A 14,584-nucleotide genomic window follows, 5' to 3' on the forward strand; every position below is an offset into this window, starting at 1 on the left:
AGCCATGTGCACGGCGACCACTGCTACGGGCTGCCGGGCATTCTGGCCAGTGCGGCCATGGGTGGGCGCACGGCGCCGCTGACCCTTGTGGCACCCAAGGGTATCCAAACCTGGCTGGAAGCCACCTGTGCGGTCACCCAGCTCTGCCTGCCCTTCGCGCTGGAGTTCATCTGCGCCGATGACCTGCCCAGCATCGAGTTCGAGAACATGGCGGTGGAAACGTGCGCGCTTTCCCATCGCGTGCCGTGCTACGCCTATACGTTCACCGAGCGCAACGTGGAGGCCGCCCTGAATGTGGATAAACTGGATCGGCACGGCATTCCCAGAGGGCCGTTGTGGGGGCAGCTGAAGCAGGGGAGGGAAATAGCATTTGAGGGCAAGCCGCTGCGCAGCCAGGATTACCTGCTGTTCAAACACGCCCCCAGAAAAGTGGTGATTGCCGGAGACAACGACCAGCCCGAGCTGTTGGCGCAAGCCTGCGCCGGGGCGCAGGTGTTGGTGCATGAAGCCACTTACACCGAAGCGATGGCCGAGAAAGCCGGTGAGGTAGGGCATAGCTACGGCAGGCAGGTGGCGGCGTTTGCCGAGCAGGTCGGCTTGCCCCACCTGGTGCTGACCCACTTCAGCCCCCGCTACCCGCTCATTTCCCATTCCGTGCCTTCCATCGAGGACATCCAACGCGAGGCGCAAAGCGTTTACTCAGGCGCGCTCTTCCTCGCGCAGGACTTTAGCGAGTACCACCTGGATAAAGCGGGCCGCGTCACCGAGCAAACCCAGGAGCCGCCTAGTTAATCGTTGCTTGCAAGTGAGTTTGGCGTTGGACTTGGCGGTGCGGTCTCGGCATAGTGCCCCTCGAAGAGTACGACTTAAGTCGCTGGGTAAAGGGCTGACGTACCGCTGCATTCCAACATGAAGGGCCATGACCAGCATGTCTGAGCAAGACAGTATCTATGAAAGCATTGCGTCGCGCATGAACGGGTTTCTGTACCGCTGCCGCAACGATGAGCACTACACCATGCTGAACCTGAGCGGCAGGGTTCAGGAACTGACCGGCTATGCCATCGACGATTTGATCGACAACCGCCTGCAATCCTACGTGGCGTTGATCTACGCTGAGGATGCGCCAGGGCTGGATCAGGCCATCGACGCTGACAAGAACTGGCAAGCCGATTATCGGGTGCGCTGTAAAGATGGCCGCCTGCGCTGGGTGAGCGAGTACGGCGGTGCCGTGAAAGATGACGAGGGCAACGTCATCTACCTGGAAGGGGTGGTCACCGACATCCAGCAGCGGCGGCAAAGCGAGGAGCAGCTGAGTGCCATCAGCCGAGACATTGCCACCGAAACCGAGAAAATTGCCCATTCACTGAAGATGCTGCAACTGCTCAGCATCAACGCGGGGATCGAGGCGGGACGGGCAGGCGAGGCCGGCAAAGGCTTCGCGGTGGTTGCCGAACACGTGCGCCGCCTGGCGGATGACACCAGCAGCTCGGCAAAAGTGATTACGGGATTGATGAAGCAATTGAGAGAGCTGCAGGATTGAAAGAGCTGCAGGGTTGAGAGAACGGAAGGATGAGCGGATTTTCGCACTGAAAGGGATAACGTCATGCGTAGTTTCGACCTGAACGACGAGAGCGGCGTACTGAGAACGTCCATCGCCGTCACGCTGGTGATTGCGGGGCTGGGCATCGGCTTTGGTCTGATGTCGGGGTCGTTTTCGATCATGTTCGACGGCATCTATGCCCTGGTGGATGCCAGCATGAGCCTGCTCTCGTTGCTGGTGGTGAACCTGATTACCTCGTTCGTGTCGTCGAAAGGGCTGTCGCGCAAGCTGAGAGAGCGCTTTTCCGTGGGCTTCTGGCACCTGGAACCCATGGTGCTGGGGGTCAACGGCACGCTGCTGATTGGCGTGGCGGTGTATGCCCTGATCAACGCCATCAGCAGCCTGCTGGAAGGCGGGCGCGAGCTGGAGTTTGGCTGGGCAATCGTTTATGCGGTGATCACCCTGGTGGCGTGTGTTGCCACCGCTATCGTGGAGGCCCGTGCCAATCGCCGTATCGGCTCTGACTTCGTGCGCCTGGACGTGCGTGGCTGGATCATGTCGGCAGGCATCACGGCGGCGCTGCTGGTGGCGTTCTCGCTGGGCTATCTGGTGCAGGGCACGTCGTGGGAGTGGATCTCGCCCTACATCGACCCGGCGGTGCTGGCGGTGGTGTGCGTCATCATCATTCCGCTGCCGATTTCCACCGTGCGCCGCGCGTTGGCGGATATCTTCCTGGTCACCCCGAGCGCCTTGAAGCAGCATGTGGATCAGGTGGCACAGGCTTTCGTGCAACAGCACGGGTTTACCACCTACCGCGCCTACATTGCGCGGGTGGGTCGCTCCAGGGAAATCGAGCTCTATTTTATCGTCCCCGCCGATGCGCCCCCGCGCACCATTGGCGAATGGGATGCCCTGCGTAACGAAGTCAGTGACTTGCTGGGCGACGAAGGGCCGCACCGCTGGCTGACGGTCGTGTTTACCGGAGACCTGGAGTGGGCGGATTGAGGCAGTGGCATGGCCCCATCTGCCGGATGTTACCCATGATGAATGAACCCAAAGGAGACACCCCATGCAAAAGGTAAGAATCGATCTGGTATCCGATGTGGCCTGCCCGTGGTGTGCGATTGGTTATCGGCGCTTGGAACAGGCGTTGGAGGTGCTCGCTGGCGAAATAGAGGTCGAGCTGGTCTGGCAGCCTTTCGAACTGAATCGGGACATGCCGCCCGAGGGCGAGCCGATTCTGGAGCATCTATGCCGCAAGTACGGCAAGGACGCGGCCACCATGGAACAGTCCCAGCGCGAGATCATGGCTGCCGCCGAAGCGCTGGGCCTGAATTTCCGTGGCGCGCTGGAGCGCCGAGCGAACAACACCTTCGCCGCGCACCGTGTGCTGGCCTGGGCAGGCACGCAGCATCAGGAAACGGCGCTTCAACTGGCGCTGTTCGAGGCCTACTTCGGCGAGGCGAAAAACCCCGCCGACCCCTTGGTGCTTCGCGAAAAAGCTATCGAGGTGGGGCTGGATGGCGACACCGTCGAGGCCATCGCTCGCTCCGATCAGTACACCGAAGAAGTGCGTGAGGCAGAGCAGCGCTTTATGGACATGGGCGTCAGTGCCGTGCCGGGCTTCATTCTCGATGGCCGCTACTTGATTTCCGGCGCCCAGCCCGCCGATGTGCTGGTTGATGCGCTGCGTCAGGTGGCCGAGGAAAACGCCAGCGGCTAATGTGTGAAAAGCGCTGCCTGAAGTATGTGGTATCGAGATCCGGTGGGCGACGAAGGTCTGCGCCGCTGGCTGACAGTCGTGCTTACCGGAGATCTGGAGTAGCCAGATGGAGCTTTCACAGCCAACAATGCAACGAGTAAGGGAGTCATAATGCAAAGGATGCAAGTACGCCCGTTGATGGCCAGCTTGTTGGCGCTATTGGGGTTATGGATGGCACTACGTCCACTACCGGATGCCGCCGTTTCTCTGTTGATCGCTCTGGCTGGCCAAGAGGACATTTCTTCAAGCGTATTGATGGCTCAGTTTGTGCATTTTTTTAGCAATACTCTGATCGGGCTGAGTCTTATTCTGTGGCGTGAGGCATTGAGCCGATGGCTGGTGCCGCAAGGGTCAGGTGTATTGGTAAGCCCCCGGGCCTGCATGGCGGTGGGGACAGCGCTCATGGGTATTTATTTTATCGCTGCTGGCACGGTGCTGTTGGGGGAGTTTCTCGCGCAACAGCGGCCAAACGCTAGCGCTTACTTGTTAGGGCGTGGGGGGACTTCTGTGGTCGTGGGAGCCGTTTTGCTTTTAAGCTCAGCGGGGGGCAGCCGGTTATGGGCGCTACTGTTAAAACTGCGAAGTGCCGGATGGCGGTAAGCATTTGAGCCTCTGATAGAGTCCGAAGCCTTGTCTGCTGATGGCAGCCACTCCCTCAGCATAGATAGCGTTAGGGAAACGCTGCACAAATCCCGCCAGAGCTGTCTCGTGGCCACCGGCGGGGTAGAATCTGACCCGTTCAACACCTACTGACAGAGCTATCCGATGAAGCAGATCTCGTTCGCCCAGGCTGAGCACCAGAACAAGAAGAAGGTTACCCGCCGAGAGCGGTTCCTGACCCAGATGGATGCCCTGGTGCCATGGCAACGCCTGATCGACGCACTGTCGCCATCCTACTTCCCCAACGCGGCAGGCAAACGGGGCCGGTCGCCGATTGGTCTGGAGCGCATGCTGCGGATCTACTTCCTTCAACAGTGGTATGCACTTGCCGATGAGGCGCTCGAAGATGCCATCTATGACAGCCAGGCCATGCGTGACTTCATCGGTATCGACCTGGCCATCGAAAGCGTGCCCGATGCCACCACGCTGCTGCGTTTCCGCCATCTGCTGGAGAAGCATGCGCTGACCCAGCGGATCTTCGAGGAGATCAACGCCAGCCTGACCGAACAGGGCCTGTTCATGCGCGAGGGCACCATCGTCGATGCCACCATCTTGGCCGCTGCGCCCTCCACCAAGAACAAGGCCAAGCAACGCGATCCGGCGATGAAGCAGACCAAGAAGGGCAACCAGTGGTTTTTCGGTATGAAGGCACATATCGGCGTTGATGCGGTCACCGGCCTGACCCACAGTGTTGCCGCGACCTCGGCCAACGTCGCCGATGTTACTATGACCGGCGCCCTGGTCCGCGATGATGACAAGCGGGTATACGGCGATGCGGGGTACACCGGCATGGGGAAATACCTGAACGAGGAAAAGGACGCCCCGAACTCCCGATGCTGTGTCGCCGCCAAGCGCGGCACCATCAAGAAGATGGAAGGCAGCCCCAGGAAAACGCTGCTGCTGGCATTCGAGAAGGCCAAGGCCAGCATCCGCGCCAAGGTGGAGCACCCGTTTCATGTCATCAAGAACCTCTTAGGCTATCGGAAGGTTCGCTACAAGGGGCTGGCCAAGAACCAGGCGCAGCTGTTCACCCTGTTCGCCCTCGGCAACCTGGTGCTGGCGAGAAGGTGCGAGGGGGATGCTGACGGGGTCAGTGTGTCCTGAATCCGGCTTGGCAGCCGGATAACACGGCTGCCAGGTAAACAGGCCACTTGACGTGGTCATGTAATGACCGCTGAGACGATGATCTAGTCAGGCTGAACGGTTCAGCCGCGCAGAACCGATTTGTTCAGTGGTTCCCTAACGCTGCCAAATTAGCTGATTCTGAAGACATCAAGTACCCCTAAAACATTCTGAACGGATTCAACCCATTGGCCTGCTGCATCATCATGCGTTTGGCAAACGGCACTCGCTCGGCGAGGTGCAGGCTGAGATCACCCAGTTGGCGGAGCGGCTTGGCCCCGGTGAAGAGGTGGTGGAAGCTGTCGGTGGCGGCAATCATCGCCTGGTTGGCCAAACGCCGGTGGCACTCGAAACGGTGCAGGCTGATGTGGTCGCCAGGGTCACGGCCTTTGATGATCAGCTCGGCCAGGGTGTCGGCGTCGTGCAGGCCGATGTTCAAGCCTTGACCTGCCAGCGGGTGCACCACGTGGGCGGCGTCGCCGATCAGCGCGAGCCGTTTGCCGATGTAGCGCTTGGCGTGCTGGCGCTTGATGGGGAAACTGGCCCGTGCCACCACCCGGGTCAATTTTCCCAGCCGTTTGGGGAAGGTGGTTTCTATGGCGTGTTGCAGGGCGTCGTTGGAAAGCTGTTCGCGGGCCTTGGTGGCCTCATCGCTGTCGTACCACACCAACGAGGCGCGGTGGCCGGGCAGCGGCAGCATGGCCAGCGGGCCTTTGGGGGTAAAGTACTGCCAGCTGACATCCTGCTGGGGCAGCTCGGTCTCGACGTTGATGATCATCGCCCGCTGGTGGTAGTCGTAGCTGCTGGTGGAGATGCCTGCCAGCTCACGCAGGGTTGAACGTGCGCCATCTGCGGCCACCATCAACCGGGCGCTGAGGGTCTTGCCGTTGTCCAGCTCCAGCAGCCGATGGGTGCTGGCGGCCAGCGTACTCACCGGGGCACATTGGGTGTAGCAGGTGACGCTAGGAAGCTGCTCCAGGCGCTGCCAAAGGGCGTACTGCAGGGCGCGGTTTTCGATGAAAATACCGAAATCGTTCATGCCGCTGTCGTGGGCCGAGAACAGCGAGTGACCGCTGCCATCCAGGTTGGAGACATCGATGTGCCGGAACGGGCAGCAGCGCTCTCCCGGCAGGACCGCACCGCTGGCTTTCACGAACGCCAGCGAGCGGGCGTTGAGTGATGAAATACGCAGGTCGTAATCGCCGCTGGGGGGCGTGGGGGCGCTGGCGCGCTCTACCAGGCCAACCGACATGCCCGCCTGGCCCAGCCTGGCCGCCAGGGCCGCGCCCACCATGCCGCCACCAACAATGACAATCTCGTGATCCCACTGCATGAGAGGCTCCTTAATCCGCTATCGAGGGCACATTGCATGTGCTTATATTGTCCTACAGTATCGTTGACTTGTCGCAGTATTGCCTAGGGTGATCCATTGACGCAGGCCGTGGAAAGTGTCGAAAAACGAGAGAGCAGCGAGGCAGCCGGGGAAGCACTGGCCGCCTTTATCAAGCGCTACCCCAAACTCTGGGTGATTACCGGGGCGGGCGTAAGCACCGACAGCGGAATCCCCGATTACCGCGATGCCGATGGCCAGTGGAAGCGCCCGCCGCCGGTGCAGCACGGCGATTTCATGAGTTCCTTCGCCGTTCGCCAGCACTATTGGGCGCGAGCGCTGGTGGGCTTCAAAGCCATGCGTGAAGCCCAGGTGAGCGGGGCGCATCGGGCGCTGGCAGAGCTGGAGGCCATGGGCCATGTGGAGCTTCTCGTCACGCAAAACGTTGACCGTTTGCACCAGCGGGCAGGCTCAAAAAAGGTGATTGATCTGCACGGCAGGGCCGATGTGGTGGCCTGTATGGCCTGTGGCTATCAAATGATGCGCCACGCCATGCACAGTGAAATGGCCCGTATGAACCCAGCCTTTGCCGCGTTGGATGCCCGCCACGCGCCGGATGGCGATGCGGATCTGGAAACCGACTTTTCCACCTTTAACGTATTGGATTGCCCGCGCTGCAAGGGCATTCTCAAACCGCAGGTGGTCTATTACGGCGATGTGGTGCCTCCAGCGCGGCGGCTGGCGGCCCAGGCGGCGCTACAGCAAGCCGACGCGGTGCTGGCAGTGGGCACGTCGTTGATGGTCTATTCCGGCTACCGCTTCTGCCGCGATGCCCACGCCATGGGCCTGCCCGTGGCGTCGCTCTCGCTGGGCGTGACCCGTGCCGATGGGTTCTTAACCCACCAGTGGCGCGCGCCGCTAACGCCGGTGCTGGAATATGCGGTTGGGCGTCTGAAAAAGGGCTAACGTGTTTTGGATACCGGCGGGTTACTATCGAAGCGAGCAATTTCATATTGGTTAAGAGGCTCTCTGCGACAGGCTATCGCCAATTACTTGAGTAAACTGCTAGGGTATTCCTAGACGATAAACTGAAAAGCGGAGTTGCCCGTGCTGACCTTTGAACACCAGTTTGCCACGCTGCCAGAGCCTTTATGGGTGGCTTGCCAGCCTACGCCCGTGGCGCAGCCCAGCCTGATCGCGTTTAACGATGCCTTGGCCGTGGCGCTAGGCATGCAAACGCGGCCCGACGATGCCACGCTGGCCCAATGGTTCAGCGGTAACCAGCTACCGCCAGGGGCCCAGCCTAGAGCGCTGGGCTACGCCGGGCACCAGTTCGGTAACTTCGTACCCCAGCTTGGCGATGGTCGCGCGCTGCTATTGGGCGAAGTGGTGGACCAGCAGGGTGAGCGCCGAGATGTGCAGCTAAAAGGCAGCGGCCGCACGCCGTTTTCTCGGGGTGGCGATGGTCGTTCGCCCCTTGGCCCGGTGCTGCGGGAATACCTGGTGAGTGAATTTATGGCCGCCGTGGGCGTACCCACCACCCGGGCGCTGGCGGCCGTCTCTACGGGCGAGCGCGTGGTGCGCCAAATGGCCGAGCCGGGAGCCGTGCTGACCCGTGTAGCCAGCAGCCATATTCGTGTGGGCACGTTCCAGTTTGCCGCCGTTCGCCGCGATGAAGAAGCACTCAAAGCGTTGGCCGATCATGTGATCGCCCGCCACTACCCAGAGGCGGCCAACGCTGAAGACCCATACCTTGCGCTGCTGGAAGCCGTTACTGCCCGCCAGGCGGCGCTGGTGGCGCGCTGGATGAGCCTGGGCTTTATTCACGGCGTGATGAACACCGACAACTGCAGCATTGCTGGCGACACCATCGATTACGGCCCCTGCGCGTTTATGGAGCAGTTCGACCCGCAGAAGGTGTATAGCTCCATTGACCAGGGCGGGCGCTACGCCTTCGACAACCAGCCGGGCATTGCCCAGTGGAACCTGGCCCGCTTTGCCGAAACCCTGCTGCCGCTGATGCTTGAAGAGGGCGATGCCCTGGTAGAGCAGGCCACCGAGGTACTTCGCGGCTTTACCGCTCGTTTTGGCGCCGAGCAGCGCCGCCTGCATGCCGAAAAGCTGGGCCTTGCCCCGGAAAGTGATCGCGCCGTGGCGCTGATGGAAGCGCTAGAGATCCAGATGCATCAAGGCCGCATGGACATGACCGCGACGTTCGACGCGTTGACGCACTATGCCAAAACACTGGGTGCCCAAGCCTTGAGCGCGGACACGTCAGCCCACTCCCAAAAAGAGGCGCTGCTGGCGCTGACCACGCAGCCCGCTGGCCTGACCGCTTGGCTGGCCGACTGGGAAAACGCCCAGCAAGCCAGCCAGCAGAGTGAGCGTCTGGAGGCCATGCGCCGCGCCAACCCGGTGGTGATTCCCCGCAACCACCGCATTCAAGAGGTGATTGAAGCGGCAACAGAAGGCGATTTCGCGCCTTTCCACACGCTGCTCGCGGCGGTCACGCAGCCCTTTGATGAATCCGCAGAAGCGCGCCGCTTGGCCGCTCCGGCCACGGAAAGCGAGCAGGTGCTGCGCACCTTTTGTGGTACTTGATTTAGATCAGCGAATATGGGCGGAAAAACCGTAGCGGGGGTCTTTCGCCAGGGCCGGAATAACGTTCCCTACTATTTCGGTATTTCCACCATCCATGGTGGTCAGATGGCGAAAGTAGCGTCCAGGGAGGGATTCACAGCGCCCCCGCCTAGGGTTTTGCTGCTTATCAGCGCTGCAGCATACCCTGTGATAAACTGTGCTTTTTTACAGGTAAGGGTGGAGGCAAGGTCGGCCTGTGCGCAAAATTATCCACTGCGACTGTGACTGCTTCTATGCGGCGGTAGAAATGCGCGATAACCCCGCGTTAACCGATATCCCTATTGCCATTGGCGGCAGTGTGGAGCAGCGCGGGGTGGTGGCCACCTGTAACTATCCTGCCCGCGCGTTTGGCATCCACTCCGCCATGCCCATGGCTCAGGCGCTCAAACGTTGCCCCCATCTCACGGTGATTCGTGGCGACATGGCGAAGTACAAGGCCGTGGCACGCCAGGTGTTTGCCATCTATCGTGATGTCACCGAACTGATCGAGCCGCTCTCGCTGGACGAAGCCTTTCTGGATGTCTCGGATGTCACGCTTCACCACGGCAGCGCCACCCGTATGGCCGAAGCCATTCGCCATCGGGTGAAGCAGGAAGTGGGCATTACCGTCTCGGCGGGTGTGGCACCCAACAAGTTTCTCGCCAAGATCGCCAGCGACTGGCGCAAGCCCGATGGGCTGTTTGTCATTACGCCAGACGATATCGACGCCTTCGTGCAGCAGCTTCCGGTGAAAAAAATCCACGGGGTAGGGCCGCGCACCGCTGAAAAACTGGCGGAGTTGGGCATTCAGACCGGCGCGGATCTGCGCGCCCGGCCGCTTACCGAGCTGATAGAGCGCTTTGGCCGCTTTGGCCATCGCCTGCATGAACTCAGCCATGGGCGCGATGAGCGCCCAGTTAAAACCCACCGCGAGCGCAAGTCGATCAGCACCGAGCTAACCTACTCCCAAGACCTACCCACCCTGGCAGCCTGCCGCCGCCAGCTCCCCGAGCTGATTAGCGATTTAGAGCGCCGCTACGCCCGCCTAGACCCGGCACCCGCCGTGCGCGGAGTAATGGTGAAGATCAAATTCAACGACTTCACCCAAACCACTGTCGAACACGCCGACCCCGCACCCAACTTGGAACAGTTCGAAACCTTGCTGAACGTGGGATGGGCAAGGGGTGAGCGCCCCGTGCGCCTGCTGGGGGTGGGGTATCGGTTGGCGGAAGAGACCGCTGCCCAGCAGCTCTCGCTGTTTTAATTAGCCTGTTAACCCTTGGGTGGATTGACGGGTACTCGGGCTCGCGTTAAAACAGACGTATGATAGATAGCGCTTCTTCCCGTTAGCCTAACTGCGAGCCTGCCATGCCTGCCGATGCCACCCAACGCCCCCGCTTAGTGTTTGCCCATGCCAACGGCTTTCCCGGTTTGAGCTACCGCAGCCTGTTAGACCCGCTGGCAGAATCGTTCGATTTACACCCGCTAGATCGGCTAGGCCACCACCCGGACTACCCGGTGAATCACAACTGGGGCAACTTGGTAGAGGAGTTGTTGAGCTACCTGCCCGACACCGATGCACCGCTCTTGGGAGTGGGGCATTCGCTGGGCGGCACGCTGATGGCCATGGCTGCGGATAAGCAGCCGGAGCGTTTTCGCGGTGTGATCATGCTCGACCCGCCGCTGATGCTGGGGCCAGACGCCTGGGCCATGAAAGCGGCCAAGCGTTTTGGGTTCATGGACCGTATCACCCCCGCGGGTAAAACCAAAGGGCGGCGCACGGTGTGGCCCAGCCGTGAGGCGATGGCGACCTCGCTGCGGCGGCGAGGGCTGTTTCGTCGCTTTACCCCCGAGGCACTCAACGACTACATTGAAGCAGGCACGCGACTACTGGACGACGGTAGCGCCGAGCTGACCTTCGACCCGCGCATCGAGCTGGAAATTTTCCGCCACCTGCCAGATCACCTCTCTAACCTGCCGCAGCGCGTGGGTGTGCCCATTCAATTGGTGGCGGGACAGCAATCGCACTTGATGACGCCTTCACGGCTCAAGCGCATCGCTCGTCGCGGGCTGCCGGTGAGTATGGTGCCCGGCACACACATGTTCCCGATGGAGCACCCGGAGGAGACACGCACGGCGATACTGGCCGCGTGGCAGCAGTTTCAAACGGTACAGCCATAGAAGCGATTAAGGAGACGATATGTATCTTTCCGTACAGCTGAGCTACTACCCGCTGGCCGATGATTTCAAGCCCGTGGTGAAAGAGGTGGTCAAACGTTTAGAGGCTACAGGTCTAGAGGTTCATCCCAACCGAATGAGCACCCAGGTATTTGGCGAGTTCGATGAGGTAATGGCGGCACTAAGCGACGTGATGAAGTGGTCGTTCGAGACCCACGGCAAAGCCGTGTTTACGGCTAACTTTTTAGAAGGTGATCGGCGGCCTCGGTAAATAACGCCATCGCGCGTGATGTTCTTCATAGTGCTAAACAAGGCTCAATAACGTGCCCAGCGTTTCCATCCCCCGTTCGCTGCGCTGGGTCCAGGGGTGGCCATAGCTTAAGCGGATGCAGTGGCGAAACTGTTGGGTCGCGGAGAAAATGGGGCCTGGCGCGAGGCTAACGCCATGGTCGAGCGCTGTGCGAAATAGCTGCAGCGAATCCACGTGTTCGGGAAACTCCACCCAAAGGAAATAACCGCCCGCAGGTCGGGTGATGCGCGTATGCGCTGGGAAGTAGCGATCTGCCGCCGCCAGCATACTGGTTTGTTGAGCTTCTAAGGCATGGCGAAGCTTGCGCAAATGGCGGTCGTAGCCGCCGTGTTGTAAGTAGTCAGCAATGGCGGCCTGGGCGGGGATAGAGGGGGAAATGGTGGTCATTAGTTTTAGCCGCGAGATCTCTTGGGCATAACGGCCGCCCGCTACCCAGCCCACCCGATAGCCGGGTGCCAAGCACTTCGAGAAAGAGCTGCAGTGAATCACTAAGCCCTCATCATCAAAGGCCTTAACGGGGGCGGGCGGCGTGCTGCCAAAATAGAGCTCGGCATACACGTCATCCTCTAGCATGGGCACTTGGTGCTGCTTTAATAACTGGTAAAGCACCTGTTTGCGCTCGTTGCTTAGGCTGGCGCCGATGGGGTTCTGCAGGTGGCTCATAAACCAGCAGGCTTTGATGGGCAGCGTCGCTAATCGCTCTGCCAGCACGTCTAGGTCAACCCCTTCCCGAGGGTGAACCGGAATTTCCACCGCGCGCAGTTTGAGCCGCTCCAACACCTGCAGGCTTGCATAAAAAGCAGGCGACTCAACTGCTACCAAGTCCCCCGGCTGGGTCACGCACTGTAGGGCTAGATTGAGCGCCTCCATTGCGCCATTGGTAATCACCAGTTCGTCCATCGGCAGTTGAATGCCGCCCAGCATGTAGCGTAGAGCAATCTGCCGACACAGGTCGGTATGTCCGGTGGTCATATCAGCCACCACCTGTTGGGGCGAAAGCGCCCGCAAGCCGCGTGTCATGCTGATACTCAAGCGAGAGAGTGGGAACAGCTCAGGGCTAGGGAAAGCCGAGCCAAAGGGCATCGTTTGATCATCCTGCAGTGAGTCCAGCACCGAGAACACCAGCTCGCTGACCTGCACCTCCGCTGGGTCGGTGGGTTGTAGCGTGACGCGGGGTTCGTTGATCAAGCGCCGTGCGTGTTCACGAACAAAGTAGCCCGAGCGCGCCCGAGCGCTGATAAGCCCCTGGTTTTCCAGTAAGTAGTACGCCTGAAACACTGTCGACGGGCTAATGCCGTGATGGCGGCTCGCCTGGCGCACGGACGGTATGCGCTCGCCAGGGCCCAGTACGCCCTGGCGAATCAGCGTGGCTATTTCGTCGGCAAACTGTTCATAGCGTTTCATGGCATAAACTCGCTGGTGCTTGGCGCGGGTGCTTAGTGGGATCAACAGAATCGATACTCTCAATCAAAAGCATATCAAAACTGATATGGCTTTTTTCTCTAAAACTGCATCTGTTTTAGTGGTTGGCTGGGAGAGCATAGTAGCGGTTCATTCGGTGACGCCCCTCGACCGTATAGATCGCCACTCCCTCTTTTCTGGATATCGGTATGACGCAACGCATTCCACTGCAAGACCTAACCAGCGATGCAGCCGTTGAACACCATTCGCCTCAGGAGAAAACTACGGGTCGCTCGCCATCCACGTCTGGGCATATCTATGTGCGAGAGATACAGGGCTTTTTTCAGCGCATAAGGCGTTATTCCAACTGGCTGCTGATAGCGCTCTATGTGGGCTTGCCATGGCTTCAGTGGGGTGACCGCCCCATGGTGTGGTTTGACCTCTCTGCCCAGGAGTTTCACCTTTTTGCAGCGACGTTTTACCCTCAAGACTTTATCTTGCTGACTTGGATACTGGTGCTGTGTGCGTTTGGATTATTCTTGATCACGGTGGCGGCGGGGCGAGTGTGGTGTGGCTATAGCTGCCCGCAGAGCGTCTGGACGTTTTTGTTTATTTGGTTCGAGCACCGCCTGGAGGGGCCAAGACACCGTCGGATACGCCGCGACAACGCATCTAACACGCTGGGGTCGTTATGGCGAAAAGGCGCTAAACATACCGCTTGGCTACTGATTGCGTTGGTAACGGGCGTCACCTTCGTGGGATATTTTACGCCGGTGGGTGGGCTCGTAAGGGATCTATTCAGCCTAGAGGCGCACCCTTGGGCGCTTTTTTGGATCGGTTTTTTTACTCTGTTTACCTACCTGAACGCTGGCTGGTTGCGCCATCAGGTGTGTCTGCACATGTGCCCCTATGCACGCTTTCAGTCGGCCATGTTTGATAGCCATACGCTGATTGTTTCTTACGATGCCGCCCGTGGTGAGCCCCGCCGTGGTCATCGCAAAGAGGTCGCGGAAGCGGCTGCTGGGGACTGTATTGATTGCGAACTGTGCGTTCAGGTGTGCCCCACGGGGATCGATATTCGTGATGGCCTGCAGTATGAGTGTATTGGCTGCGCGGCGTGTATCGATGCCTGCGATAGCGTGATGGCGCGTATCGATAAGCCGCTGGGCCTGATTCGCTACACCACCGAGCGCGCGCTAGAGGGCAAACCTACGCGGTTTTGGCGACCTCAGCTGTTGGCTTATATGGCGGCACTGTTTTCTATGGTGGTTTTGTTGATCGGTTTCTTGAACGCCCGGGTGCCTATGGATGTAGAGGTCGCCCGAGATCGTCAGACGCTGTTTGAAAGCACGGCCGAGGGGCGCATTATTAACTACTACACTGTGACGCTGCGCAATCAAGATACGAAGGAGCACCAATACGCGCTATCTGCCACCGGTTTGCCCGGCCTGCGTTTACAAGGAGCTGATACATTCGTCTTGGCCGCTAATGAAACGAGACAGTTACGCGTGGCGCTCAATGCTGACGCGTCAGCGTTGACCCAGCCGAGCCACCCGGTGGTGCTGCATATCACTGTGTTGGATGAGCCCGCGATTTACTATAGCAAGGAAACGCGGTTTTTAGGACCGACTCGTCAGTAAGCGTGAGGTCAGGCAGTAATGA

The 14,584-nt window shown here is 59.8% G+C and carries 13 protein-coding genes; 11 read left to right on the top strand and 2 right to left on the bottom strand.

The window, feature by feature from the left end; all coding sequences use genetic code 11:
• The first annotated feature begins 6 nt into the window (after positions 1–6).
• From RVM27_RS12665 to RVM27_RS12685, 5 genes are all read left to right on the top strand, one after another.
• The gene (locus RVM27_RS12665) at positions 7–792 is read left to right on the top strand and encodes an MBL fold metallo-hydrolase (RefSeq protein WP_498938777.1); all 786 of its coding nucleotides are present in this window, start codon (positions 7–9) and stop codon (positions 790–792) included.
• A 127-nt stretch (positions 793–919) separates the two neighbouring features.
• Positions 920–1,540, top strand: coding sequence for a PAS domain-containing protein (locus RVM27_RS12670; protein WP_287807109.1), 621 nt, complete (start codon positions 920–922; stop codon positions 1,538–1,540).
• A gap of 63 nt (positions 1,541–1,603) precedes the next feature.
• Entirely contained in the window at positions 1,604–2,545 is a 942-nt protein-coding gene (locus RVM27_RS12675) for a cation diffusion facilitator family transporter (RefSeq protein ID WP_287807111.1), read from the top strand.
• Positions 2,546–2,609: 64 nt separating this feature from the next.
• Positions 2,610–3,263, top strand: coding sequence for a DsbA family oxidoreductase (locus RVM27_RS12680; protein ID WP_044628900.1), 654 nt, complete (start codon positions 2,610–2,612; stop codon positions 3,261–3,263).
• 804 nt (positions 3,264–4,067) lie between these two features.
• A complete protein-coding gene (locus RVM27_RS12685; RefSeq protein WP_498956747.1) occupies positions 4,068–5,066 on the top strand; it encodes an IS5 family transposase in 999 nt (332 codons plus the stop codon).
• Between the two features lie 178 nt (positions 5,067–5,244).
• On the opposite strand, the gene RVM27_RS12690 is transcribed toward RVM27_RS12685, so the two are convergent.
• The gene (locus RVM27_RS12690) at positions 5,245–6,417 is read right to left on the bottom strand and encodes a UbiH/UbiF/VisC/COQ6 family ubiquinone biosynthesis hydroxylase (RefSeq protein ID WP_287807123.1); all 1,173 of its coding nucleotides are present in this window, start codon (positions 6,415–6,417) and stop codon (positions 5,245–5,247) included.
• Positions 6,418–6,513: 96 nt separating this feature from the next.
• On the opposite strand from RVM27_RS12690, the gene RVM27_RS12695 reads away from it, so the two are divergent.
• From RVM27_RS12695 to RVM27_RS12715, 5 genes are all read left to right on the top strand, one after another.
• The gene (locus RVM27_RS12695) at positions 6,514–7,380 is read left to right on the top strand and encodes an SIR2 family protein (protein WP_498956748.1); all 867 of its coding nucleotides are present in this window, start codon (positions 6,514–6,516) and stop codon (positions 7,378–7,380) included.
• 141 nt (positions 7,381–7,521) lie between these two features.
• Positions 7,522–9,015: a protein adenylyltransferase SelO gene (locus RVM27_RS12700; RefSeq protein WP_498956749.1), complete on the top strand. Its 1,494-nt coding sequence runs from the start codon at positions 7,522–7,524 to the stop codon at positions 9,013–9,015.
• A 235-nt stretch (positions 9,016–9,250) separates the two neighbouring features.
• On the top strand, positions 9,251–10,297 hold the full coding sequence (gene dinB / locus RVM27_RS12705) for a DNA polymerase IV (protein WP_498956750.1): 1,047 nt from the start codon (positions 9,251–9,253) through the stop codon (positions 10,295–10,297).
• Between the two features lie 104 nt (positions 10,298–10,401).
• Positions 10,402–11,214, top strand: coding sequence for an alpha/beta fold hydrolase (locus tag RVM27_RS12710; RefSeq protein WP_498956751.1), 813 nt, complete (start codon positions 10,402–10,404; stop codon positions 11,212–11,214).
• A 19-nt stretch (positions 11,215–11,233) separates the two neighbouring features.
• The gene (locus tag RVM27_RS12715) at positions 11,234–11,482 is read left to right on the top strand and encodes a YkoF family thiamine/hydroxymethylpyrimidine-binding protein (RefSeq protein WP_008958845.1); all 249 of its coding nucleotides are present in this window, start codon (positions 11,234–11,236) and stop codon (positions 11,480–11,482) included.
• A gap of 33 nt (positions 11,483–11,515) precedes the next feature.
• Here RVM27_RS12715 and mapR read toward each other — a convergent pair whose 3' ends face one another.
• The gene (gene mapR / locus RVM27_RS12720) at positions 11,516–12,925 is read right to left on the bottom strand and encodes an aminotransferase-like domain-containing protein (RefSeq protein WP_498956753.1); all 1,410 of its coding nucleotides are present in this window, start codon (positions 12,923–12,925) and stop codon (positions 11,516–11,518) included.
• A gap of 206 nt (positions 12,926–13,131) precedes the next feature.
• Here mapR and ccoG point away from each other — a divergent pair, with 206 nt between their 5' ends.
• Positions 13,132–14,562 carry a CcoG/RdxA/FixG family protein gene (ccoG, locus tag RVM27_RS12725; RefSeq protein WP_498938754.1) on the top strand — a complete coding sequence of 477 codons (1,431 nt, stop codon included), beginning with the start codon at positions 13,132–13,134 and terminating at the stop codon, positions 14,560–14,562.
• Positions 14,563–14,584 lie beyond the last annotated feature (22 nt).

The organism is Halomonas sp. KM007 (assembly GCF_050709225.1).
Classification (GTDB): Bacteria; Pseudomonadota; Gammaproteobacteria; order Pseudomonadales; family Halomonadaceae; genus Vreelandella; species Vreelandella hamiltonii.